This window comes from Marinobacter sp. bablab_jr008 (assembly GCF_016464145.1).
In the GTDB taxonomy this organism is placed as follows: domain Bacteria; phylum Pseudomonadota; class Gammaproteobacteria; order Pseudomonadales; family Oleiphilaceae; genus Marinobacter; species Marinobacter nauticus.
Window position 1 is genome coordinate 33447 of the sequence record NZ_JACDWW010000092.1, and the last position, 22736, is coordinate 56182.

Consider the following 22736-nt stretch of genomic DNA (forward strand, 5'->3'; position numbering starts at 1 on the left):
TTTCTTGGCTTCTGGCACGGGAATCGCTCTTGTCTTCTGCGGGTCTGGACCTTGGCTTACCCGAATGCTGGCGGGATGGGTTGGACCCCTTTAAGCCAATACCATCAAAAGGACATGACATCATGAATACCAAAAAAAATCTGCTAGCCGCTGCCATCGCCATGAGCATGGGTATCTCCGGATTTGCACTGGCTGACCAGGGTGGGGACGGTGATCCCAACAACAATGCCAATGACAATTCCGCTGCCAATACCAACTATTCCGGTAACGCGGACTCTGGCAACGACAACTCCACCAACAACTCCGATAACTCGGACAGCTCCGATAACTCCAACAATTCAGACAACAGTACCGATGTGGCGGACTCTTTCAAGATCGCCGACAGCGGAAACAACATGTCTGATAATTCGAATAATTCGGACAACTCCAATAACTCCGATAATTCGAACAACTCGGATAATTCCGATAATTCGGACAGCAGCACCAACGTGAACGACGCCTTCAAGATTGCCGACAGCGGCAATACCGATGCGTCTGACAACTCAGATAATTCGGATAACTCGGATAATTCCGACAGTTCGGACAACAGCACCAGTGTCAACGATGCCTTCAAGATTGCCGACAGTGGCAATACTGATGCATCAGACAACTCCGATAACTCGGATAACTCTGACAACAGCACCAACGTCAACGACTCCTTCAAGGTTGCTGATAGTGGCAATGACATGTCAGACAACTCGGATAACTCCGATAATTCGGACAACTCAGATAACTCTGACAACTCCGATAACAGCACCAACGTGAACGATGCCTTCAAGATTGCCGACAGCGGCAACACCGATGCATCGGACAACTCGGATAATTCCGACAATTCGGACAACTCAGATAACTCTGACAACTCCGATAATTCCGACAACAGCACCAACGTGAACGATTCGTTCAAGATCGCGGACAGTGGCAACAGTGACAGTTCTGATAACTCCACCAATGCCACCGATTCCTACAACAGTGACAGCAGTGACAACTCAGACAACAGCACCACCACGCTGAACCTGTCGTTGGAAGTGTTCATGAACGATGCAGAGCTTAACGGCTCGGTCTCTGGCACCAATGTCACATATGGCAGCGCCAACGGTGAAGGTTCCTATGTGGATACCCGCACTGGTAACGAGATCAGTGGTGGCTCCGCCAACTTCACCGGCGTCGGGGCATTTGCCCAGAATGCTGGCGTTGGCAGCGTAACCCAGGCCAATGTAAGCGTAATGTCCAACCTGAGTACCGGTGGTGGCAGCAACTGAGACAGGTCGGGCTGCCCGGCCAGGGCAGCCCGGTTTTGTCGGGAGATGTGTCATGGCCAGATTCATCAACAGGATGCTGATGGCTGCGCTGGTGTCTGTGGCGTCTGCAAGCTGGGCCGGGGATTGGCCTGATGCGGAACCAATGAGTGCTGATCAGTTGGAGGCTGCCAGCGGGCGACAGGGAATTCCGCTCCAGTGGCAACTCAATGAGTCAGAACAGAACGCTCTGGTCTCTGGCAATGTGTTGTCTGGCCCGGTCAAGACGGGAGACAACCGTATCAGTGATCAGGCTTTCGGCAACATGAGCGGCATTGCCACCGTCATCCAGAACACCGGCAACCAGGTGGTCATTCAGGACAGCACGCAAATCAATATTCTCATCAACCATTGAGGAGGGGCGGCCGCCATGGCTACCAATCGCATCGGGAACCGTCAGGAACGCATCCGTCAGGTGCGGTCGGCAACTCCCGTAGCACCCAGGCGTGGCGGCCTTTCCCGCCGGTCGCTTTTCAGGGGTTGTCTGGCCGGTGTGATGGCCGGAATGTTGTCAACCGCCGGTCACGCCGGCACCGTGTTGGTCCCCGGGCCTGCCGGGGATGTTCCGGTGTCTGTCGCCAGTTTTCAGAATCAGCGATTTTCAGCTGTGTTCCAGCAGGAATACGATTTCAGCTGTGGCTCGGCGGCACTGGCATCGTTGTTGTCTTTTCACTACGGCGATGAGGTCAGTGAGCAGGAAGTATTTCAAGGCATGTGGACTCTGGCGGATCAGGACAAAGTGCGTCAGCAGGGCTTCTCCATGTTGGATATGAAGCGTTATCTGGAGTCCGAAGGTTATCTGGCGGACGGATTCCGCATGCCGCTAGCCGGCCTTCGGGATCAGGTTCGCGTTCCGGTAATTGCTCTGGTAACGCTGGGAGGTTATCGACATTTTGTGGTGATCAAGGGCATCAGTGATCAGGAAGTGCTGGTGGGCGATCCGGCCCGGGGGCTTAAAGCCTACAGTTGGGCAGAATTTCAGGAGCATTGGGATGGCTCCGCCTTCGTGATACGCAGCCATCTGGATATGGGGCGAGCCAGTTTTCTGGATCGGGACGACTGGCCGGGCCTGGCCCGGGCACCTCTATTCAAGGGGCTTGGCTCACCGGCATTGGGACATACCCTGCCATACTGGCCCAGTACACAGGAGTGGTAAGACCATGGTTAAAGGATGGGCTGTTCTGATTACTCTGAGTCTGCTAGCCGGGCCGGTTCATGCCGAGCTGAGACTACCTGTTACCAGCCTGGCGGATACCGAGCTGGATCAGCTCCGGGGCGGCTTTGTGATGAACAATCTGGAGATCTCCATTGGCCTTGAGCAGGTACTGGCCGTGAACGGTCAGACCCTGGTTGTTAATCGCCTGACCATTCCGAATTTGAACGATCCCATGGCCGCAGACAGACTCAGCACCCAGTTGGCATCCATTCAGGGAGCCTGGGAGAGCGGAGCAGGGCAACTGGCGCTTGATACCGCCGTGGCCGGCTCGGGCGGCTGGATGACGGTCATCCAGAACAGCCTGAACGGAACCACCATCCAGAATATCCGGCAACTGAATATTGAACTGAACAACCTCGGTGGCGCCTATCGGTTGCCACGGGATTTCAGTCTGCCTATGTTGCCGTGATCAGTTTCAGAGATTGATCGGCAGCTTGAGGGTGATCTCACTGTTCGGTGCGTTGTCGGTGACTCCCACCGCCACCGTCAGGCTCATGGTGGTTGAGGGCGATAGCCGGTGCGACAGCCCAAAAGACAGTGAACCCACCTGAATTCGGTCGAAGTTGGACGAGAACAGGTCGTTGCTATGTTCAAAGGTGGTTTTGCGAATCACCGAGTGATCGTAGCCCAGGCTGAACGAAGTGCGTTCGTTAAACGCAAAGCCCATTCCGAAGCCGAATCTCACCACGTCACCGGGGTCGACGGTGCCCCCGTTTTCAAAGCCCTGCTCTTCCTTGATGGTCCAGGCGTAACTCAGGTTTCCGAACAGAACCGCCGGGTCGCTCGGGTAGATAAAGGAAAGTCCCGGTTCCACTGCCCAGAAGCCTGAACCGGTGGGGCGGTTGGCCAGCTCTACCCCGATGGGGTTGCCGCTGCTGTCGGTAATGATTCGCTGGTCGACATCGTAGGGGCCTTCGCCGGTGGGCGCCCGGGCCCGGAAAGTACCGATCAGATAAGGCCAGCCATCGAGGCCATCGTTGAGCTGGTAACGTATCGATAACTCGGCATCACCGATGCCATCACCGGACGATTCCCGCACGGTATCGACCGGCGTTCCCTGAAACACTTCCCGTTCCCGAAGGTCTTCCCGAATGCTCAGGTAGGGCAATCGCAGGCTGCCTTCCAGCCGGCTGGTGAAACCGTATTTCAGCGATAACGCGCTGACGAAAATATCGCGCTGGATCTCGGAGATGTTGATCAACCCCACCAACAGAGCCGGAATGACTGTGTACCCCTCAACCGCCACGCGGGTTGCGTTGCTGTGGGCGTGGGAAAACGATGGCTCGATGGTAAATCGCCCGGGCCGGGTGACGATACCCCGGTCTGCGGTAATGGAGGCAATCGTGGTTGCGCTGTCCTGGGCCGCCGCTTCCCGCTGCTCGGTGGTGCCGGCGGTGCGTTCATCCGGAGCAGGAGGTTCGGCCAGGGCAAGCGGAGTAAGGCATAGGCTGAAGCTGAACAGGGCCAGACGTTTCATGACAGATCTCCATGATCGCGTTTCTTGGGAAGGCCGTGGTTCGACGGTGGTTGCAGCTGGTGTTTTTCCAGCAGTCGGTAAAACGACACTCGGGAAATATTCAGTAGCCTCGCCGCAGCTGAGACGTTGTGATGTGTCAGGGCGAGACTGGTCGCGATGGCTTCCTGGTCGGCCCGGGCCCGGTAGGCCTCCAGGCTGAACTGGTCGATGTGTGTGGGTAATGTGGCCGGAGGCAGCCCCAGGTCTTCGGGCTGGATGTTTAATTGCCGGGCAAGCAGAACGGCCTGCCGGAGCCGGTTCTGCAGTTCCCGCAGATTGCCCGGCCAGGAATGTGCGGCCATGGCCAGCAAAGTGGCGTTACCAAGCCGGTAGTGTTCTCCCTCAGAGGCGCCCAGGGCCCGGCGGGCCAGATACGGAAGGTCTTCCAGACGTTCCCTGAGTGGTGGCAGGGTCACCGTGAGGTTACCAAGCCGGTAGAAAACGTCGCTTCTGAAACTGCCCTGGGCGACTTTCTGGTCGAGCTGGGAATTGCAGGTGGCGATTACCCGCACATCCACCTGCACGGCATGGTTCGAGCCCACGGGTTCGATCGTGCCTTCCTCAAGAAAACGCAGGATGGCAGATTGCTGCATAAGCCCCAGTTCGTCGGCACCCAGTAGCACCAGAGAGCCGCCATTGGCGGCTTCGATACGGCCTTTTCTGGATTTCAGAGCGTGCGTGAAGGCACCCCGCTCATGGCCGAACAGTTCGCTCTGGGTCAGGGACTCTGGTAACGCGGCGCAGTTGATGACAACCAGAGGCCCGTGATGGCGCGGAGAGTGTTCATGGATAAACCGGGCCGCTGCCTCCTTGCCGGTGCCATTCTCCCCGTAAACGATGACGGGTTCATGGGTCGCTGCAAAGCGTCGCAACAGGCTGCGAGCCTGACGAATGGCCGGCGATGGGCCATCCAGTACATAGTCCTGATAACTGAGCAGTTCCGGTCCTGTCAGTTGCGCACTCAGGGAATGCATGCCCCACATGTGGCCCAGACTGTTGATCAGTCGTTGGTGGTCCAGTGGGAGGGTATGGTAATCCTGGCAGTAGTCGCGGATCAGGCGACAGACCGCCGCGTCATTCAGTTGCCGTCGCCTGACCACGGCCAGCCAGGAGGTTACCGGAAGCATCTCCAGCCAGCCTCTGATGGTCTCCAGGGCGGCCGGGTCCTGGTCAGCCAGAACACAGACCCCAACGGGTTTGCCCAGATAGTCGGGCATTGGCAGTACGGGGGTATGCCGGCTACTGATGACGGTCAGCTGCCAGCCGGGAAGGCTGGGCTGCCGTGTATTTTCAGCATCAGGGGCCGCCGACAACCAGACAAGCGGTCGTTTCTGTTCCATAGCTTTGCTCCGGCAAAGGGACTGAACAACCGACAACGCTGTATTCGAAAACGAGAGGGGACTGCTGCGGGAACTGCTATAGTCGACCACGACCCTGTGACCTGCCTGGGCTTCCATGCAGGTAATGTCTCAGCTGATCGATAGCAGGTTTTGCACCAGAATCGGGTAATCCCGTTAATACAGATGCTTGCTAATGGTTCCCGAGCTGGCGCTGGCTCGATCTGTAAAACTTATTGACGGTTATGGAGGAAGTCGAGGGGCATGGTAGCGGATCAATGGATTGTATTTGCCGTTCTGCTTGTCACCCTGGCAGCGTTTATCTGGAACCGGTTGCGGTTTGATGTTGTCGCCATGCTGGCGCTGCTGGCGGTGGCCATTGCGGGACTGGTGCCGGTTGACAGCGTATTCGCCGGTTTCGGGCACCCGGCCGTGATTACAGTGGCGGCGGTGCTGGTTATCAGCCAGGGGCTGGTTAACGGTGGTGTGGTAGACGAGGTGGCGCGGCTGCTGGCCCGGGTAGGGAACAATGCCGTGATTCAGGTGCTGACCCTGACCCTCGTGGTGGCCGTGTGCTCGGCATTTATCAACAATGTGGGGGCACTGGCGCTTCTGATGCCGGTCGCCATCTGGATGTCCCGGGAAGCCGGACGGTCGCCTTCACTGCTGCTCATGCCTCTGGCGTTCGGGTCGCTGCTGGGCGGCACCATTACGCTGATCGGTACCCCGCCCAACATCATCATTGCCAGCTATCGAGAGGCGGGCACCTTCGGGCTATTTGACTTTGCGCCCGTGGGGCTGGCAATTACCCTGGCGGGTATCGTCTTTATCGGATTGATCGGCTGGCGCCTGACACCGAAACGGGAGGACCCGGCCGCCGGCGAGAAACTGTTCAGCGTGGGTGATTACCTGACGGAGCTGAAACTGACCGAAGGTTCTGACTATGCCGGTAGCACCCTGCACAACCTGCTGACGGCCGGAGACAGCCAGAACAATCTGGTGGTCTTGTCGTTGATCCGCGATGACAAAACAACGCCGGCACCCTCAACCTTTACCATTCTGCGTGAAAATGATGTCCTGCTGGTGGAAGCCGATACTGAGAGTCTGGGCGAGTTTCTGGAGATCACCGGTCTGACGTTGGCTTCGGGCGCGCCGAACGAGGAAGTAGAGAAGGATGGCACCGGGGGCAAAGGGCGTCGGCAACAGGCGGAGGATGAGCTGGTTGCTGGCGATGCCCGCTTGATCGAGGCGGTTGTGACTCCCGGTTCACAGCTGGTCGGCCGTACCGCAAACCGTCTGAATCTTCGGGAGCGCTACAGTGTCAACGTCGTGGCCGTCGCCCGGCAGGGCCACCGTCTCAAACAGCGGCTGGCGGATATCCGTTTTCGTTCCGGTGATATCCTGCTGGTGCAGGGCTTCGAGGAGACGCTTCCGGCTAATCTGAGGACGCTGGGCTGTCTGCCGCTGGCTGAGCGGGGGCTGGCGTTTGGCCGGGAGAAACGCCTCGGACTGGCCGGTGGGCTGTTTGCCGTTGCCATCCTCGTTATTGTCGCCGGCTGGGTGACGCCTCCCGTTGCGCTGGTGGCGTGTGCGGTCGCCATGGTGCTGGCCGGACTGCTGGAAGCCAGTGATGCCTACAAGGCCATCGACTGGTCGGTGGTGGTATTGCTGGCGGCGATGATTCCGGTGGGGCAGGCCCTGGAGACCACCGGCGGCGCCGATCTTATCGCCCGTCAGATTCTGGCCATCGGTGAGGGACAGGCGCCCTGGCTGGTGCTGTCGATTATTCTGATTGGCACCATGTTGTTATCCAATGTGGTGAACAATGCCGCGGCGGCCATTCTGGTCGCACCTATAGCCCTGGGCGTTGCTGGACAGTTGGGGCTGTCTTCGGACGCAACGCTGATGGCCGTCGCCATTGGCGCATCCTGCGCGTTTCTGACCCCGATAGGGCATCAATCCAATGCGCTGGTCATGGAACCCGCGGGTTACCGGTTCGGCGATTATTGGCGCCTGGGGTTGCCACTGTCTGTGGTGGTCACCGCCACGGCGGTGCCGGTTATTCTCTGGGTATGGGGCTGACTGGAGCTCAGGCTTCCGGCTCACCCAGCAGACCACCGAAAACGGTTTCCACCAGTATCGGTGCAACCTCGGCCAGCGGAAGGCGCTCAGGTTTGGCCAGCCAGTCGAAAAACAGTCCCAGCATCTGGGTATGCACCAGATAGCCCGCCAGTTCCGGGCTCAGGCCCGGTCGCAGTTTTTTCGCGTTTTCAGGGCTGCGGAAAATGTCGGTTACAAAGGCAATTCCCTCCTCTGCAAGCTCCCGGTGTTTGTTCAGCGCCTGATCAGATTCGTTGCGGTGGAAGAGGATGTAGTACACCCGGAAGTACTGTTCGTCTTCGGCCAGCTTGCTGAGAGCGATAACGCAGAGATGCTTCAGGTTGGTCAGGCTGTCCTGGCTGATGGCCGCTTCATCCAGCATTTCGCCGAGCGGCGCGCGAACCCGCTCCAGCATGGCATCCAGGATGTCCTGCTTGTTGCGGAAGTGCCAGTAGACCGCGCCCCGGGTAACACCGGCGGTACGGGCAATTTCTTCCAGCGACGCCCGGGCAACGCCTTTCTCCATGAACATGCTCTCGGCGGCATCGAGCAGGGATTCGCGGGTGGCTTCCGCCTCGGCTTTTGTCTTTCTCGCCATGATGAAGTCTTCCGGTGGTGTGTTGCGCCGGCTTTGTCCCGGCCCGTCAGGGTATGAACCGCTTGCGGGAAATACGTAAGTATACCTGAAGACAGTTTACATACATACATGGATGAATGTATCTTGCCTGATCTTACCGATTGCCATTTCGGGCTGGCTGGCCCGGACACATTTACATAATTGATGACACGATCTGTTTCGGTGTTCAGGAGAGCGCGCCATGCCCGTTGAAATGTCTCATCGCCCCAACGCCCGCAAGGGATTGCTTTTTGCTGGTTTGTCGACACTGCTGATGCTAACGGGGTGCAGCGGTCAGGATGGTGAGGGCCAGCAGGCCGGCGCGGGCGGGATGCCTCCGGCGGCGGTTGTGGTGCAACAGGCGACGCTGGCCGATGTCACGGTGAGGCAGGATTACGCCGGCCGTGCCCGGGGTGCCCGGGAGGTGGAAGTCCGGGCTCGCATCAGCGGCATTCTGGAACAGCGGCTATACGAAGAAGGCCAGATGGTGCGGGAAGGTGATGCCTTGTTCCGCATAGATCGCAAGCCCGCAGCGGCGGCACTGCAGCGAGCCCGGGCCCAACGCCAGGTTGCCGAGGCGGATGTTCAGCAAGCGGAGCGGGAATGGAACCGTATTTCCTCCTTGTTTGAGCGTAACGCCGTCAGTGAACGGGAGCGGGATTCAGCCCAGTCTGCATTGGAACTGGCCCGGGCCAACCTGGCGGTGGCCAATGCCGGCGTGGCCCAGGCTGAACTGGATCTCGGCTACACCGATGTCACGGCGCCAATCAGCGGCGTGACCAGTCTGGAGGATTTTCCGGAGGGTAGCCTGATCGATACCGGCACCCTGCTGACCACTATTGTTCAGCTCGATCCCGTTCACGTTCGCTTTGCGCTGCCGGAAAACGACGCCAACATTCGCCGTGCTGCCCGTGAGGGCATGGTAAGAACAGATCAGGAACAGAATGTCTCGGCGCGCCTGGTTCTGGCGGACGGCAGCGAATACGACCTGGATGGACGCATCGACTTTACCGCTTCAACCCTCGACCCCCGCACCGGCACGGTGTCCGCCCGAGCTGTGTTCCCGAATCCGGAGCAAGTGATTGTACCGGGACAGTTTGTCCGGGTGCGGGTGGAACTGCAGAGTTTTGACGATGTGATAACGGTGCCTGAGAGGGCGGTAACCCAGGGGCAGAATGGCCCTGTGGTCTATGTGGTTGATGACGACAGCAAAGCCCGGGTCCGGGAGGTGGAGCTTGGGCCGGTGAGTGATGGCCGGCAGATCCTCCTGAGCGGCCTGGATGAGGGTGATCGTTATATTGTCAGTGGCCTGGTGAACCTCCGAGATGGCGCCGCCGTTAACGTCACCAATCCGGATAGCCCGGAGGAGGCCAACTGATGCTGAGAACATTCATCGACCGGCCGATTTTCGCCTCGGTTATCTCGATCATCATTACCCTCGGTGGTGCGCTGGCCCTGCTGGGTTTGCCGGTAGAACAGTACCCCAACGTGGTGCCGCCTCAGGTGGTGGTGGACGGCCGCTTCCCGGGAGCCAGTGCCGATGTGATTTCCGATTCGGTGGTGGCACCGCTTGAGCAGGAAATCAACGGCGTGGACGACATGATCTACATGGAGTCCAGTGCGACCGACTCCGGCAGCTTTCGAGTGACGGTGTCGTTTGAAATCGGCACCGATCCGGACCAGGCTACGATCAACGTCAACAACCGTGTGCAGCAGGCTTTGGCCCGGTTGCCCCAGACCGTCCGGGACCAGGGTTTGAAGGTGGAATCCCGTTCCACCTCAATCCTGCAGGTGATTACCCTGTCCTCACCGGACAACTCCATGGACGTGGTGGAGATTTCCAACTACGCGCTGCTGAACGTGCTGGATGAGCTGGTACGCCTGCCCGGCATCGGGGACGCCTCTCTGTTTGGCGCCCAGGATTACTCCATGCGTATCTGGCTGCGCCCGGACAAACTGGCGCAGTTTGAGCTGACACCGGCGGATGTGGCTGGCGCCCTGCGGGCCCAGAATGCCCAGTTTGCCGCTGGCCGGATAGGGGCAGAGCCGGCGCCGGAAGGCCAGGCGTTCACCTTCAGCGTGTCCGCTCCGGGCCGGCTCACCAGCCCGGAAGAATTTGGCGAAGTGATTCTTCGCAGTGATGATCAGGGCGCGTCGTTACGTCTGAAAGACGTGGCACGGATAGAGCTGGGCGCCCAGAACTATGATTTCGCCGCCATCTACAACGGCGGAGCCACGGTGCCGATGGGTGTGTATCTGCAGCCGGGCGCCAATGCGCTGGATGCTGCGGAAGCGGTGAACGAAGCCATGAAGGAAATTGCCGACCGTTTCCCGGAAGGCCTCGAATACAATGTACCCTACGACACCACCCGCTTCATTGATATCTCCATTCAGGAGGTGATCTCGACTTTCATCGTTGCGGTTCTGCTGGTGGTTGTGGTGACTTTCCTGTTCCTGCAGCATTTCAATGCCACGCTGATTCCATTGATCGCGATTCCGGTATCCCTGGTGGGCACGTTTGCCGGCATGCAGGCCATGGGGTTCTCGGTCAACCTGCTGACCCTGTTTGGCTTGATACTGGCCATCGGTGTGGTGGTGGATAACGCCATCATCATCATGGAGAACGCAGAACGGCTGATCAAGGAAGAGGGCATGTCGCCCTACAATGCCGCCGTGACCACGGTCAGCCAGGTATCCGGAGCCGTGGTGGCGTCCACCCTGGTGCTGGTGGCGGTGTTTGCACCGGTTGCGTTCCTGGGTGGGCTCAGTGGTGAACTCTATCGGCAGTTTGCTATCACCATTGCCGTATCTGTGGTGATCTCCGGTGTCGTCGCCCTGACGCTGACGCCTGCCATGTGCGCCCTGTTGCTCGGCCATGAAGGCAAGCAGCTCACCGTATTCCGCTGGTTCGATGCCGGTTTCGACAAGCTCACCAACGGTTTTTCGGCGGTTGTGGACTGGCTACTGCGCCACGCCGTGATCGGCGTACTGTTGTTCGCAGCCATGATCGGTGGCACCGTTTTCCTGCTCAACAAGATGCCGTCCGGGCTGGTCCCCCAGGAGGACCAGGGCTTTGTGCTGACGGCTTATTCATTGCCGGCCACCTCATCTCTCAGCCGCACCGAAGCCACCCGGGACGAGCTGGCGCAGAACATGCTGCAGCTGCCTGAGGTGAAAGACGTTGTCGCCTTTGCCGGTTTTGACATTATTTCCAGTGCCTTGCGCACCAACAGCGGTGTCGCGTTCGTAACGCTGGAGGACTGGGCTGAGCGGGAAGGCGAAGGCCAGGGCGCGGCCGATATTGCCAACAAGATTATGGGTATCGGGTTTGGTATGCCCGAAGCCTTTGTCATTGCCTTTACCCCGCCGCCGATCCAGGGGCTGTCGACCACCGGCGGTGTGGAAGGTTATATCCAGGCCCGTGGTGGCCGCACACCTTCCGAGATTAAGGCGATGGCGGACCGGTTCACCCAGGCCGCCAACCAGCGCCCGGAACTGACCAACGTCCGGGTGACCCTGGATACCGGTATTCCCCGCTATCAGGCGATTGTTGACCGGGAGAAGGCCCAGGCGGCAGGTGTGCCGGTGGATCAGATTTTCACCACCATGCAGAGCACGTTTGGCGGCCTGTATGTAAACGACTTTACCCTGCAGGGGCGAAACTGGCAGGTGACGCTGCAGTCTGAAGGCGAATTCCGAAGCCACCCGGATGACCTGCGCAAGGTGTTTGTGCGTTCCTTCTACGGTGAGATGATTCCCCTGAGCTCACTCGTGGAGCTGGAGCGGGTGAGCGGACCGGACATCCTGAACCGCTTTAACGTCTACCCCGCGGCCAAACTGCTTGCGGACCCGACGCCGGGCCACACCACGGGCGAAGCCCTGACCGCGCTGCAGGAAGTTGCCAATCAGCAGTTTGACCGAAACACGTTGCTGGGCTGGACCGGTGAAGCCTATCAGCTGCAGGACTCTGCGGACTCCGGCACCCTCGCCTTTGGCATGGGGCTGCTGCTGGTGTTTCTGATCCTCGCCGCCCAATACGAGCGCTGGGGTCTGCCGGTGGCAGTGGCTACCGCGGTGCCCTTCGGGGTATTCGGGGCGGCACTGGCCTCGCTGTTGCGTGGCTTCCCCAACGACATCTACTTCCAGGTAGGGTTGCTGGTGCTGATTGGCCTGGCGGCGAAAAACGCGATTCTGATCGTTGAGTTCGCCGCCCAGAACCGGCAAACGGGCATGAGTTCGTTCGAGGCCGCCAGCACCGCAGCCCGTCAGCGCTTCCGGGCGATCATGATGACCGCGCTGACGTTCATCGTGGGTTCCCTGCCGCTGGCATTCAGTACCGGCGCGGGTGCCGTGAGCCGGCAGGAAATCGGTACCGTGGTGGTTGGCGGCATGCTGGTGGCCAGTACCCTGGCCCTGTTCTTCGTGCCCTTGTTCTACAAGCTGATCGAAGACCTGGCGGACTGGCGGCGCAAACGCAAAGCCGCCTGATCGCAGTTTTTGCGCCCTGCTTGCCAACTGCGAGTGAGCTGAATCGGGGCAGGCTATCGTCGTCATAAAGAGATAACCGTCGTCGGTGACTACCGGCGGCGGTTTTTTGTTTGATACTCTCGTCTATCTAAGACGTATGAAGAGCAAGTTCCGAGAGGCTTTCCAAAAATTTGTGGAGCCATGGATGGCGGAACATAAGCGACACATGGATGTGCCGGCAGGAGCGCTTTTTGGAAAGCCTCTCGGAACTTGCTCCTGCACCGAGGTTTCAGGCTGAGAGAGATAAGGTCTAACCATGAACAAAAAAGAGCTTCTGGATGAACTGGAACAGGCTCGCGTCCGCACCGAGAGCCTGATTGTGTCGTTACCGGAAGACAAGCTCGAGGTCCCGTATCATCCGGGTGTGAATCCGCCACTCTGGGAAATGGGCCACTCAGCGTTTTTCTACGAGGTCTTTGTCTTCAACCTGTTGGACGGAACACCGAGCTACGATCCCTCCATGGATGACCTTTGGGATTCATTCCATGTCGATCACAAGGATCGCTGGCGCCGTGATCTGTTTCCCGGCCGGGAGGCCACGCTTCAGTATTTCAATACCATCTACGACCGGGTCGCGGAGCGGATTCAGTCCCGGGAGCTCACTGACCGGGAGCTGTACCTGTACCGCTACGCCATCTACCACCAGAACATGCACATCGAGTCGCTCATCTGGTGTCGGCAGACAGTCGGCTATCCGGCGCCTTTGGATTACAAAGGTGATCGGCCTGCTCCGGGCGAGTCGATCAGCGGTGATGCTCAGATCCCGGCCGGTCGCTGGGTTATTGGCATGCCCGGTGAGTCGCAACAGTACGCGACCGAAGACTTTGCCTTTGATGCCGAGAAGCCCCGTTTTGAGGTAGAGCTGCCGGCGTTTGCCATCAGTCGCACGCTGGTGAGCAACGGGGAATTTCAGGCGTTTGTAGACGATGATGGTTACAGGCGTCCCGAACTCTGGTCGTTCGGCGGCCGCAAGTGGCTGGAATCGGAGCAGGACGTCAACCTGATCTATGGGGTTGGCGAGCCAATGATGCGGCTGCCCCGACATCCGCAGTATTGGCGGTGGCATGACGAACAGTGGCAGGTACGGGTGTTCGACCGCTGGCTGCCGTTGCAGCCAGACGCTCCGGTTACCCATGTCAGCTACTGGGAGGCGGAAGCCTTCTGTACCTGGGCCGGGCGGCGGTTGCCGACCGAGTATGAATGGGAAGTGGCCGCGCTCGGTAACAAACCTGGTGAGCCGTTCCGGCGTTTTCCCTGGGGCAACGAGTCACCGGACGCTGTGAAGGCGGATATGGATGCCCGGTCCATGGCTCGCAACCCGGTGTCGGATTACCCGGCCGGCGATAGCCCGTTTGGCTGCCGGCAGATGGTGGGTTCGGTGTGGGAATGGACCAGCAACGAGTTCCTGCCCTATGACGGCTTCAAGGTAGATATGTACCCGTTCATGTCGACCCTGCAGTTTGCCACGCACAAAGTCACCAAGGGCGGCAGTTGTGCCACCTCATCCAACCTGATCCGTGGCACCTACCGGCAGGCGTATCTGCCGTTTCGCAGTGATGTTTACACCGGGTTCCGCACCTGCGCCGCCTGAATTCCTGATTTGTCCATAAGGTGACTTGCCAGGGCCACGCCGGTCTCACTCATCGTGAGGTAGGCATCATTGGCGCCGGCTTCGCGAATTTTTACGGCTTCATCGGCATACATGGTGTGCGCCACGATATAGCCCTCGAAGCCGAGCTTGCGCAGCATCCGCGCGGCGATAAGCTTGCCTTCGATGTCACTCATTGCAAGTATCACCGAGTTGAGTTCCGGCATGTGCAGACCTTCCCAAAAGGTGGTGTCTTCGGCGTCTGCAAAGACGACATTGCGCCCATCTTTCTGGTGTTTCTCGGTTTTGGCAGGGTCTGAGTCGATCCCCATGATTCGCGTTTCATGGGGCGCAAGCCAATCGTAAGCCGCAGTGCCTGTTCGCCCCATGCCCATCACCAGAACCCGTGTAGTACCCAGCGAGATAGGTTGCTCATCAGGATGACGTTTCTGACTCTCGAAACGAACCAGCTTGTGGGCAACATGCTCGTAAATACTGTGGGAAAACCGGTTGAGCGGCGCCGAAAATACAAACGACAGGGAAACCGATATCGCCAGCGGAACCAGCCATTCTGGCAGGGCAACACTGGCGACAATGAGCCCGAATTCACTGTAGTTTGTGAGTGACAGCGAGGTGAGGAAGCTACTGCGAGCCCGCAGGCGGAAAGCCAGCAGCAGGAAGTAGAACAGGATGCCTTTGAGTGGCAAGAGCAAGGCTGCTACTGCCGCAAAGATCAGAGCTTGCTGGTCTGGCAGGCCGTCAATGCCGATCTGCAGGAAAAAACCAACCAGGAAGATTTCTTTCACGCTCCAAAGAGACTTGGCCAGTTCCTGGGAACGGGGATGGTTGGCCAGCATGGCACCGAACACCAATGCACCCAATTCCGAGCTCAGACCCACGGCCTCAAACCCAAGGCCACCAACCACCAGGGCCAGCAGAAGCCCGAGCAGTACCAGCAGTTCGTCGTGCCCGCTGGCATCCAGCAGCCTGTAAAGCAGCGGCCGGAGCAACGGAAGGCCGAATACAATGACGGCCCATTCTGAGGGTGTTTTGCCGGCCGCGAGACTCATCACCACCAGTGCAATCAGATCCTGCATAATCAATATGCCAATAGCGACCCGGCCGTGGAAGGCTCTGAGTTCCCGTTTGCTTTCCAGTACCTTGGCGGCCAGTACGGTGCTGGAAAAGGACAGGGCGATCGCCAGCATCAGGGCCGTTGTCCAGTCCAGGTCAAAAAGCAGGTAGAGGCCGGGGGCAAACACCACACAGGTAATCGCGAAGTGGAGCAGACTGCCGCCGATGACTTCCGGGCTGACAATGGAGCGTAGCTTCAGCTTCAGGCCGACTGTAAACAAGAGCAGCAAAACGCCAAGATGAGCAATGTGGGCCAGTACATCGGTGGGCTCTGCGGTGATGCTGGTAGTCGCGCTGAGGCCGCTGAGCACAAAGCCGGCGGCCAGATAGCCAACCAGCGGAGGCAAACCGATTCCCTTGACGAGAAGGCCGATAACAAAGGCAAAACTTATCCAGATGGCTTCAGGCATGGGCGAATCTTCTGACGACGGAATCCAAAGCTCTGAAGCCTACCTTTTTTTCGGGCCTAGCTGTAGTGGCGAATGGTTTCAGGGCTGCCGGTCGGCAAGAAAGTCCCGGAACAAGGCTGCCGACTGCTCCGGCGCTTCCACCATTGGCGCGTGGCCGATCTCGTCTAGAATCGCCTTGCGCGCGTTCGGGATGGCCTCGACAAAGACATCGGCGTTGCGGTAGTCAATCACCCGGTCCAGCTTGCCCCAGACCACCAGAACCGGCGCCTGGATGTTGGTGATGGCGTTGCGGAAATCCGGCTCGAAGCCTGTGTCGCGGATGGCCCGGAAAATGACTTCGTTGACTTCCCGGTTGGCGATGGCCTTTTCTTCCATCACATCAAAGATCGGCCAGGGCACGAAAGGGCGTTTTTCCAGAGCGAAGTCCAGCAGGCGGTCGAAATCGCCTTCCCGTTTCGGGATGAGCGGGTTGTCGCCATCCATGACCAGGTCCACCAGCTCACTTTCATATTCGAAGATACCGGCAGGGTCGAACAGTACGGCTGTGTGAACCTGTTCTGGATGGGTGGCAGCGTAGAGGGCAGTGATGGCACCGCCCATGGAGTTGCCCATCATGTGGAAGCGTTCCACCCCGAGTTCCTTCAGTATCTGGTGGACGTAATCTACCTGATCCTCAAAACGGTAGCCGATGTCCAGGGGTTTACTGCTGTCGCCATGGCCTGGCAGATCGAGGGCATAGATGTTGAACTCACCCTGGAACTCTTTGGCCAGACGGGTCCAGTTATCCTTGTTGGCGCCGAAGCCGTGGATCAGAACCAGAGTGTCGCCATCGACCGGTTCTTCACTGCGAAGATAGGCAATGTCCAGATCGCCAACGGTGACCTGTGCGGCCTTCAGGCCGGCGCTTGAGCGTTCCCAGTCTATGGCGTTTTCGTAGATGCTCTGGCGGGAGCAGGCGCTGACCAGCAGGGTAACGGTCAGCAGCAGGAACAGCTTCAGGTGAGTACGGCGCACAGGGAACTCCTTTTCGTTATGACTATTATTGAATGCCAACACTAACCCATAAAAAAGCCCGGTCAATGACCGGGCTGACGCTGTTACTCGACGAGCCGGAGCCTCAGCTCTGCTCCCGGGCAATGGCCCGGTAGGCAATGTCGTTGCGGTAGAACATGCCGTTCCAGCTGATTTTCTTTGCCAGCTCATAGGCCCGTTGCTGGGCTTCGGTGACGGTGTTACCCAGAGCGGTAGCGCAGAGCACGCGGCCCCCGGCAGTGACTACGTCGTCGCCGTTGAGTTTGGTGCCGGCGTGGAAGACCTTCTCACCTTCTGTTTCGCCGTCCGGCAGGCCGGAGATGGCATCGCCCTTGTCGTAGCTGCCGGGATAGCCACCGGCAGCGAGTACGATGCCGACAGAGGCGCGTTCATCCCACTCGGAATCGCACGCGTCCAGCTTGCCATCCACGGCGGCCTGGCACAGTTCCACCAGGTCGGACTTCATGCGCAGCATGATCGGCTGGGTTTCCGGATCGCCAAAGCGGCAGTTGAACTCAATGACCTTGGGTGCACCGCTGGTATCGATCATCAGGCCGGCGTACAGGAAACCCTTGTACGGGTGGCCTTCCGCCGCCATGCCGTTGACCGTGGGGTAGATCACCTCGTCCATGATCCGCTGGTGCACATCGGCAGTGACCACCGGGGCGGGAGAATAAGCTCCCATGCCACCGGTGTTGGGGCCGGTGTCGCCGTCGCCTACGCGCTTGTGGTCCTGGGACGTGGCCATGGCCAGTACGTTCTTGCCGTCGACCATCACGATGAAGGAGGCTTCTTCGCCGTCCAGAAACTCTTCCACCACCACGCGGCTGCCGGCATCGCCAAAGGCGTTGCCTGCGAGCATGTCGCGGATGGCATCTTCGGCTTCTGCCAGGGTCATGGCGACGATTACACCTTTACCGGCGGCCAGGCCGTCGGCTTTGACCACGATGGGTGCGCCTTTTTCACGCACGTAGGCGAGGGCCTCGTCGACATCGGTGAAATTGGCGTAGTCGGCGGTGGGAATCTTCTGGCGGGCCAGGAAGTCCTTGGTGAAGGCCTTGGAGCCTTCCAGCTGGGCGGCGCCAGCGCTGGGACCGAAGATGCGCAGGCCGCGGGCTTCAAATTTGTCCACCACGCCGGCCACCAGCGGGGCTTCCGGGCCAACGATGGTCAGGCCGACGTTGTTCTGCTCGGCGAAGTTGGCCAGGCCGTCCAGGTCCATCACGTCCAGGTTGACGTTTTCCAGATTCGGTTCCCGGGCGGTGCCGGCGTTACCCGGGGCGACAAACACTTTATCCGCTTGCGGTGACTGGGCGGCTTTCCACGCCAGGGCGTGCTCACGTCCGCCACTGCCAATAACCAGAATGTTCATGTGTTACTCCTGAGTTCTTTGATCAGTGACGGAAATGGCGCATGCCGGTGAAGACCATGGCGATGCCATGCTCGTTGGCGGCATCGATCACTTCCTGGTCGCGCATGGAGCCGCCGGGCTGAATCACGGCGGTAATGCCGGCTTCGGCCGCGGCGTCGATGCCGTCACGGAACGGGAAGAACGCATCCGAGGCCATGACGGAACCCTTCACTTCCAGGTTTTCGTCGGCGGCTTTGATGCCTGCAATCTTGGCGCTGTAGACGCGGCTCATCTGGCCGGCGCCGACGCCGATGGTGCGGCCGGCTTTGGCATAGACGATAGCGTTGGATTTAACGTACTTGGCCACTTCCCAGGCGAACAGCAGGTCGTTGAGTTCCTGTTCGGTGGGCTGGCGTTCGGTGACCACTTTCACGTCTTCCATAGCCACCATGCCCAGGTCACGATCCTGCACCAGCAGGCCGCCGGTCACACGCTTGTAGTCCATGGTCTGGGCGCGTTCACCGTCGAATTCGCCGCAGGCCAGCAGGCGTACGTTCTTCTTGGCGGCAACAATCTCGACTGCTTCCGGCGCAACGCTCGGGGCGATAATCACTTCCACGAACTGGCGATTCACAATGGCCTTGGCGGTCGCCGCATCCAGTTCACGGTTGAAGGCGATGATGCCGCCAAAGGCCGACGTCGGGTCGGTGGCAAAGGCCAGGTCGTAGGCCTGCAGTATGTCGGCACCGATGGCCACGCCACAGGGATTGGCGTGCTTGACGATGACGCAGGCCGGGTCGGCGAAGGGTTTGACGCACTCCAGCGCCGCATCGGTGTCGGCTACGTTGTTGTAGCTCAGTTCCTTGCCCTGAAGCTGTTTGGCGGTGGCGACACAGGCTTCCTTCGGGTGGCGCTCGGCGTAGAAGGCAGCGCGCTGATGCGGGTTTTCCCCATAGCGCATATCCTGAACTTTCACGAACTGGGCATTGAAGGTGCGGGGGAAGTCAGCGTTGTCGTTATCCGGGGTACGCCCGCCCAGATAGTTGGCAATAGCACCGTCGTAGCCGGCGGTGTGCTCGAAGGCCTTCACGGCCAGGTCGAAGCGGGTGCCATAGGTCAGCTCGCCGTCGTTGTCCGCCAGTTCTTTCAGAACGCGGTTGTAGTCGGAGGCGTTCACGACAATGGCAACATCGTTGTGGTTCTTGGCGGCGGCACGAACCATGGTGGGGCCGCCAATGTCGATGTTTTCAATGGCTGTGGCCAGGTCGCAGTCCGGGTTGGCCACGGTGTCCTCGAACGGATACAGGTTCACCACCACCATGTCGATGGGATTGATTCCGTGCTCAGCCATGATGGCATCGTCGGTGCCACGCCGGCCCAGAATGCCGCCGTGGATTTTCGGGTGCAGGGTTTTGACCCGGCCATCCATCATTTCCGGGAAACCGGTGTAATCGGACACTTCGGTGACCGGTACGTTGTTTTCCTTGAGCAGGCGGAAGGTTCCGCCGGTGGAGAGCAGCTCGACGCCGCGTTCGGTGAGGGCACGGCCGAAATCGACGATGCCGGTTTTATCACTCACGCTGATCAGGGCGCGACGGACGGGGGTGTTTGCCTGGTTTGCCATGGGTCACTTTCTTCGCTGGTCAGATAAGCCGGATTGTAAGCCTGGGTGCAAATAACAAGGGCCTCGCGAACGCATCCGGGAGGCCCTTGTGGGGTCAGGTCTGATTATAGCAGACCGTATTGCTTGAGTTTCTTGCGCAGGGTGCCGCGATTCAGCCCGAGCATGGTGGAGGCCTTGGTCTGGTTGTTGCGGGTGTATTTCATCACCTGCTCCAGCAGCGGGGCTTCCACTTCTGACAGTACCAGTTGGTACACGTCGGTAACCGGCGCGCCATCGAGTTGCTCAAAGTAGTTCTTCAGGGCAACTTCTACGCTGTCACGCAGGGTGACGCTGTTGCCGCTGTGGTTTACCGTGTGCAACTGATGCAGATCATCGTTGGCCGGGGTGCTTAGGGATTGATTTGCCAAAGTCTCAGCGGTCATGCTGCGAATACCTCTCCATTTCGTAAGCCTGCAAAATACTGTGCGATGCTGTCTTTCTGCTCCAGCGCATCATCGATGGCGTTGAAGCGTTGTCGGAACTGTTTGCTGTCATCATGGGACTGCAGATACCAGCCCACGTGTTTTCTGGCGATACGCACGCCCATCAATTCGCCGTAGAAACGGTGCAGTTCTTCCAGGTGCCCGGCCAGAATGCGCTCTACTTCATCCATGGGCGGTTGGGGCAAGTGTTCTCCGGTTTCCAGATAATGAAGAATCTCCCGGAAAATCCAGGGCCGGCCCTGGGCACCCCGGCCAATCAGCAAGCCGTCGGCACCGGTATGGCTGAGTACCTGCCTGGCCTTCTCCGGCGTGGTAATGTCGCCGTTGGCGAACACCGGTATGCCAACGCTGGCCTTGACCTCTGCGATGGTGTCGTACTCCGCGTCGCCGTTGTATTTGTCTGCGCGGGTACGGCCGTGTACGGCCAGAGCCTGAATGCCGGCATCTTCCGCCATCCTGGCGATGACCGGAGCATTGCGATTGTCTCTGTCCCAGCCGGTTCGCATTTTCAGGGTCACCGGCACATCCACCGCCTTCACCACGGCTTCCAGAATTTCCCGCACCAGCTTCTCGTCTTTCATCAGGGCCGAACCGGCGGCCTTGTTGCAGACTTTCTTGGCCGGACACCCCATGTTGATGTCGATGATCTGAGCACCGAATTCAGCGTTTTGCCGGGCTGCATCGGCCAGCATCTCGGGGTCGCCGCCGGCGATCTGGACCGATCTGGGTTCCGGTTCGCCTTCGTGATTCAGGCGAGTCCGGGATTTACGCGTATGCCAGAGCTTGCTGTCCGCTATGACCATTTCCGATATCGCCAGCCCGGCCCCCATTCGTCGGCATAAAAGCCGGAAAGGGCGATCGGTTACACCGGCCATGGGTGCAACAATCAGCGGGTTGGGCAGGGTGTACGGCCCGATTTTTGCCGTTGGCAGCATGATCTGAGTCCGTGTCACAGCGGGTTAAGCAAAATTCGGCTGGAGCGGTTGTTCAATTTCTGACCGCTCCGGTCTCCGAAGGGCGGTAATGATACCGCCGGGGGCAAGCTGATTGAAGGGGCGAAAGCGTTAAAAAATTGATTATTTTTCGCGCTTTCTGGTTGACTTTTGCGCTGTCAACTGTCGGCCCGAAGGCTATTGATTCGCATCAAGGCGCCCAGGGACGAAAGCTCAGGTTGTAATTGACGGCATCCCGTCCGGGGTCGCGTATCCGGATGGCGATCCGCACCGGCGTCTCTACCGGCATGCTGGCAAGTTCTGCGGCCTCACCGGCCAGGTACTCTTCTGGCGTAAAGGTGCTTTGGGCCACCACATCGCCATTGAGGTTGGAGAAGGTCAGAGCTATCGCTGGGAACGGCTGCTCAAAGCCGGCGCGGTTGAGAATCACGGCATCGACAATGAGTTGATCCCGGTTCTCCGGGTCGGTACGCACCACCAGTTTACGGCTCTGGATAGCCTCGACATTCACCAGGGGTTTGAGTTCGCATCCGGCAATCTCGCAGCCCTTCTCGTAGAACGGTCGGAGCTGGGGGATGGCAGAAAGCCGGTCAAACTGGTACCAGGTAACCTGGGCAATGAGTACGCCCAACAGGGACAGCACCGCCAGTGCCCAGAATACGGTTCTGAGCCGGCTTCCGCCGTTACCGACGGATACAGGATCCCGTCGCAGGTCATGGTAGAGGGTGTCTGGCGCCGCTTGCTTGCGGGTACGGCTGACAATCGGGTCGCCCACGCGATCGTCATCCGCCAGGCTGAGGTCCGTGATATCCGGTTCCGTGGACGGCTCCGCTGAAGAGGTCTCCTTGGCGGGTAGGGTTGTTTCATCGGACTCGCTGTCCTCACGGCGAAGCGGCTCCGGCCGTGTTTCGGCAGCAGGGGACGTCTGAAGCGATGCCTGTTCCGGTTCGGGCTGCGCCGGGGCAGGGCGCTGAGGCTTCGCTGATTCTGGCTGAGCCGATGGCTTCGCGGGCTCGTCGTCGTTGAGCATGGCTTCGGCCCAGCTCTCGTCGATATTCTGGTTTTCCGGCGTCAGGTCGTCGTCGCTGAAGCTGGATTCCTCGGGCTCGTCGAAATTGCGGAAGCTGTCGCTGAGCTCATCATCTGAGAACGTCAGTTTGCTGCCGGCATAGCGGCCTTCGGTGGCATCTTCCTCGGGGTTGTCCGCAAAGATCAGTTCCTCTTCATCGTCGAACCGGCCGGGCCTGGGTGCTCCGGTTTCAGAGCCAGATGATGAGGGCGACGGGCGGGCCCCGGCATTATCTTTGCCAGAGATCACCTGGTGTTCGACCGCATTGAAAATCTTCATGCAGTTCCCGCAGCGTACCTTGCCCCTGGCGACGCTCAGCTGTTCGTCTGTTACCCGGAAACGGGTCTCACAGTTGGGGCATTGGGTCTGCAGGCTGCTCTGGGTCATGCTTCGTTCCTGAAAGCTCGATCTCTGGTCGATCACTACGATGGAGGCAGTTTAGACATA

The 22736-nt window shown here is 59.2% G+C and carries 18 protein-coding genes; 8 read left to right on the forward strand and 10 right to left on the reverse strand.

What is annotated here, in order from left to right; all coding sequences use genetic code 11:
* Positions 1 to 122 precede the first annotated feature (122 nt).
* The 4 genes from JIF53_RS18995 to JIF53_RS19010 are packed head-to-tail and all read left to right on the forward strand — an operon-like array spanning position 123 to position 2959.
* Complete coding sequence (locus JIF53_RS18995; RefSeq protein ID WP_199454016.1) at positions 123 to 1298, forward strand: hypothetical protein; 1176 nt, start codon at positions 123 to 125, stop codon at positions 1296 to 1298.
* Positions 1299 to 1350: 52 nt separating this feature from the next.
* Positions 1351 to 1689, forward strand: a complete 339-nt coding sequence (locus tag JIF53_RS19000; RefSeq protein ID WP_011786875.1) for a hypothetical protein — start codon at positions 1351 to 1353, stop codon at positions 1687 to 1689.
* A 15-nt stretch (positions 1690 to 1704) separates the two neighbouring features.
* Positions 1705 to 2490 carry a C39 family peptidase gene (locus JIF53_RS19005; protein WP_199454018.1) on the forward strand — a complete coding sequence of 262 codons (786 nt, stop codon included), beginning with the start codon at positions 1705 to 1707 and terminating at the stop codon, positions 2488 to 2490.
* A 4-nt stretch (positions 2491 to 2494) separates the two neighbouring features.
* Positions 2495 to 2959, forward strand: coding sequence for a hypothetical protein (locus JIF53_RS19010; RefSeq protein WP_199454020.1), 465 nt, complete (start codon positions 2495 to 2497; stop codon positions 2957 to 2959).
* Positions 2960 to 2965: 6 nt separating this feature from the next.
* On the opposite strand, the gene JIF53_RS19015 is transcribed toward JIF53_RS19010, so the two are convergent.
* Both JIF53_RS19015 and JIF53_RS19020 read right to left on the reverse strand, forming a co-directional pair.
* Positions 2966 to 4027, reverse strand: a complete 1062-nt coding sequence (locus JIF53_RS19015) for a transporter (protein WP_199454022.1) — start codon at positions 4025 to 4027, stop codon at positions 2966 to 2968.
* Entirely contained in the window at positions 4024 to 5406 is a 1383-nt protein-coding gene (locus tag JIF53_RS19020; RefSeq protein ID WP_114433818.1) for a sigma-54 dependent transcriptional regulator, read from the reverse strand. Before JIF53_RS19020 ends, JIF53_RS19015 begins: the two co-directional genes overlap by 4 nt.
* Positions 5407 to 5667: 261 nt before the next feature.
* Here JIF53_RS19020 and JIF53_RS19025 point away from each other — a divergent pair, with 261 nt between their 5' ends.
* Positions 5668 to 7485, forward strand: a complete 1818-nt coding sequence (locus JIF53_RS19025; protein ID WP_199454023.1) for an SLC13 family permease — start codon at positions 5668 to 5670, stop codon at positions 7483 to 7485.
* 7 nt (positions 7486 to 7492) lie between these two features.
* On the opposite strand, the gene JIF53_RS19030 is transcribed toward JIF53_RS19025, so the two are convergent.
* Positions 7493 to 8101, reverse strand: coding sequence for a TetR family transcriptional regulator (locus tag JIF53_RS19030; protein ID WP_199454025.1), 609 nt, complete (start codon positions 8099 to 8101; stop codon positions 7493 to 7495).
* A gap of 220 nt (positions 8102 to 8321) precedes the next feature.
* Here JIF53_RS19030 and JIF53_RS19035 point away from each other — a divergent pair, with 220 nt between their 5' ends.
* From JIF53_RS19035 to senA, 3 genes are all read left to right on the forward strand, one after another.
* Positions 8322 to 9497, forward strand: coding sequence for an efflux RND transporter periplasmic adaptor subunit (locus JIF53_RS19035; protein ID WP_199454027.1), 1176 nt, complete (start codon positions 8322 to 8324; stop codon positions 9495 to 9497).
* Entirely contained in the window at positions 9497 to 12607 is a 3111-nt protein-coding gene (locus JIF53_RS19040) for an efflux RND transporter permease subunit (protein ID WP_199454029.1), read from the forward strand. Before JIF53_RS19035 ends, JIF53_RS19040 begins: the two co-directional genes overlap by 1 nt.
* A 295-nt stretch (positions 12608 to 12902) precedes the next feature.
* The gene (gene senA / locus JIF53_RS19045; RefSeq protein ID WP_199454036.1) at positions 12903 to 14237 is read left to right on the forward strand and encodes a selenoneine synthase SenA; all 1335 of its coding nucleotides are present in this window, start codon (positions 12903 to 12905) and stop codon (positions 14235 to 14237) included.
* Here the strand turns inward: senA and JIF53_RS19050 are convergent.
* From JIF53_RS19050 to JIF53_RS19080, 7 genes are all read right to left on the reverse strand, one after another.
* Positions 14207 to 15778 (reverse strand): cation:proton antiporter family protein, encoded by a 1572-nt coding sequence (locus tag JIF53_RS19050; RefSeq protein WP_199454038.1) that lies wholly within the window; start codon positions 15776 to 15778, stop codon positions 14207 to 14209. The genes senA and JIF53_RS19050 overlap by 31 nt on opposite strands.
* A gap of 78 nt (positions 15779 to 15856) precedes the next feature.
* Positions 15857 to 16792: an alpha/beta fold hydrolase gene (locus tag JIF53_RS19055; protein WP_199454041.1), complete on the reverse strand. Its 936-nt coding sequence runs from the start codon at positions 16790 to 16792 to the stop codon at positions 15857 to 15859.
* Between the two features lie 103 nt (positions 16793 to 16895).
* Positions 16896 to 18182, reverse strand: a complete 1287-nt coding sequence (gene purD, locus JIF53_RS19060; protein WP_199454043.1) for a phosphoribosylamine--glycine ligase — start codon at positions 18180 to 18182, stop codon at positions 16896 to 16898.
* Between the two features lie 22 nt (positions 18183 to 18204).
* Complete coding sequence (purH, locus tag JIF53_RS19065; RefSeq protein ID WP_199454045.1) at positions 18205 to 19785, reverse strand: bifunctional phosphoribosylaminoimidazolecarboxamide formyltransferase/IMP cyclohydrolase; 1581 nt, start codon at positions 19783 to 19785, stop codon at positions 18205 to 18207.
* A 104-nt stretch (positions 19786 to 19889) separates the two neighbouring features.
* Complete coding sequence (gene fis, locus JIF53_RS19070; RefSeq protein ID WP_011786861.1) at positions 19890 to 20207, reverse strand: DNA-binding transcriptional regulator Fis; 318 nt, start codon at positions 20205 to 20207, stop codon at positions 19890 to 19892.
* Positions 20204 to 21202 carry a tRNA dihydrouridine synthase DusB gene (gene dusB, locus JIF53_RS19075; RefSeq protein ID WP_199454047.1) on the reverse strand — a complete coding sequence of 333 codons (999 nt, stop codon included), beginning with the start codon at positions 21200 to 21202 and terminating at the stop codon, positions 20204 to 20206. The genes fis and dusB overlap by 4 nt, the downstream gene beginning before the upstream one ends.
* Positions 21203 to 21410: 208 nt before the next feature.
* On the reverse strand, positions 21411 to 22676 hold the full coding sequence (locus JIF53_RS19080) for a DUF3426 domain-containing protein (RefSeq protein ID WP_199454049.1): 1266 nt from the start codon (positions 22674 to 22676) through the stop codon (positions 21411 to 21413).
* Positions 22677 to 22736: the final 60 nt, after the last annotated feature.

Coding starts and splice junctions, on each gene's coding strand:
- JIF53_RS19030 (WP_199454025.1), bottom strand. CDS start 8,101: ATGGCGAGAAAGACAAAAGCCGAGGCGGAAGCCACCCGCGAATCCCTG.
- JIF53_RS18995 (WP_199454016.1), top strand. CDS start 123: ATGAATACCAAAAAAAATCTGCTAGCCGCTGCCATCGCCATGAGCATG.
- JIF53_RS19035 (WP_199454027.1), top strand. CDS start 8,322: ATGCCCGTTGAAATGTCTCATCGCCCCAACGCCCGCAAGGGATTGCTT.
- purD (WP_199454043.1), bottom strand. CDS start 18,182: ATGAACATTCTGGTTATTGGCAGTGGCGGACGTGAGCACGCCCTGGCG.
- JIF53_RS19000 (WP_011786875.1), top strand. CDS start 1,351: ATGGCCAGATTCATCAACAGGATGCTGATGGCTGCGCTGGTGTCTGTG.
- JIF53_RS19005 (WP_199454018.1), top strand. CDS start 1,705: ATGGCTACCAATCGCATCGGGAACCGTCAGGAACGCATCCGTCAGGTG.
- purH (WP_199454045.1), bottom strand. CDS start 19,785: ATGGCAAACCAGGCAAACACCCCCGTCCGTCGCGCCCTGATCAGCGTG.
- JIF53_RS19025 (WP_199454023.1), top strand. CDS start 5,668: ATGGTAGCGGATCAATGGATTGTATTTGCCGTTCTGCTTGTCACCCTG.
- JIF53_RS19080 (WP_199454049.1), bottom strand. CDS start 22,676: ATGACCCAGAGCAGCCTGCAGACCCAATGCCCCAACTGTGAGACCCGT.
- JIF53_RS19020 (WP_114433818.1), bottom strand. CDS start 5,406: ATGGAACAGAAACGACCGCTTGTCTGGTTGTCGGCGGCCCCTGATGCT.
- JIF53_RS19010 (WP_199454020.1), top strand. CDS start 2,495: ATGGTTAAAGGATGGGCTGTTCTGATTACTCTGAGTCTGCTAGCCGGG.
- fis (WP_011786861.1), bottom strand. CDS start 20,207: ATGACCGCTGAGACTTTGGCAAATCAATCCCTAAGCACCCCGGCCAAC.
- JIF53_RS19040 (WP_199454029.1), top strand. CDS start 9,497: ATGCTGAGAACATTCATCGACCGGCCGATTTTCGCCTCGGTTATCTCG.
- dusB (WP_199454047.1), bottom strand. CDS start 21,202: ATGCTGCCAACGGCAAAAATCGGGCCGTACACCCTGCCCAACCCGCTG.
- JIF53_RS19050 (WP_199454038.1), bottom strand. CDS start 15,778: ATGCCTGAAGCCATCTGGATAAGTTTTGCCTTTGTTATCGGCCTTCTC.
- senA (WP_199454036.1), top strand. CDS start 12,903: ATGAACAAAAAAGAGCTTCTGGATGAACTGGAACAGGCTCGCGTCCGC.
- JIF53_RS19015 (WP_199454022.1), bottom strand. CDS start 4,027: ATGAAACGTCTGGCCCTGTTCAGCTTCAGCCTATGCCTTACTCCGCTT.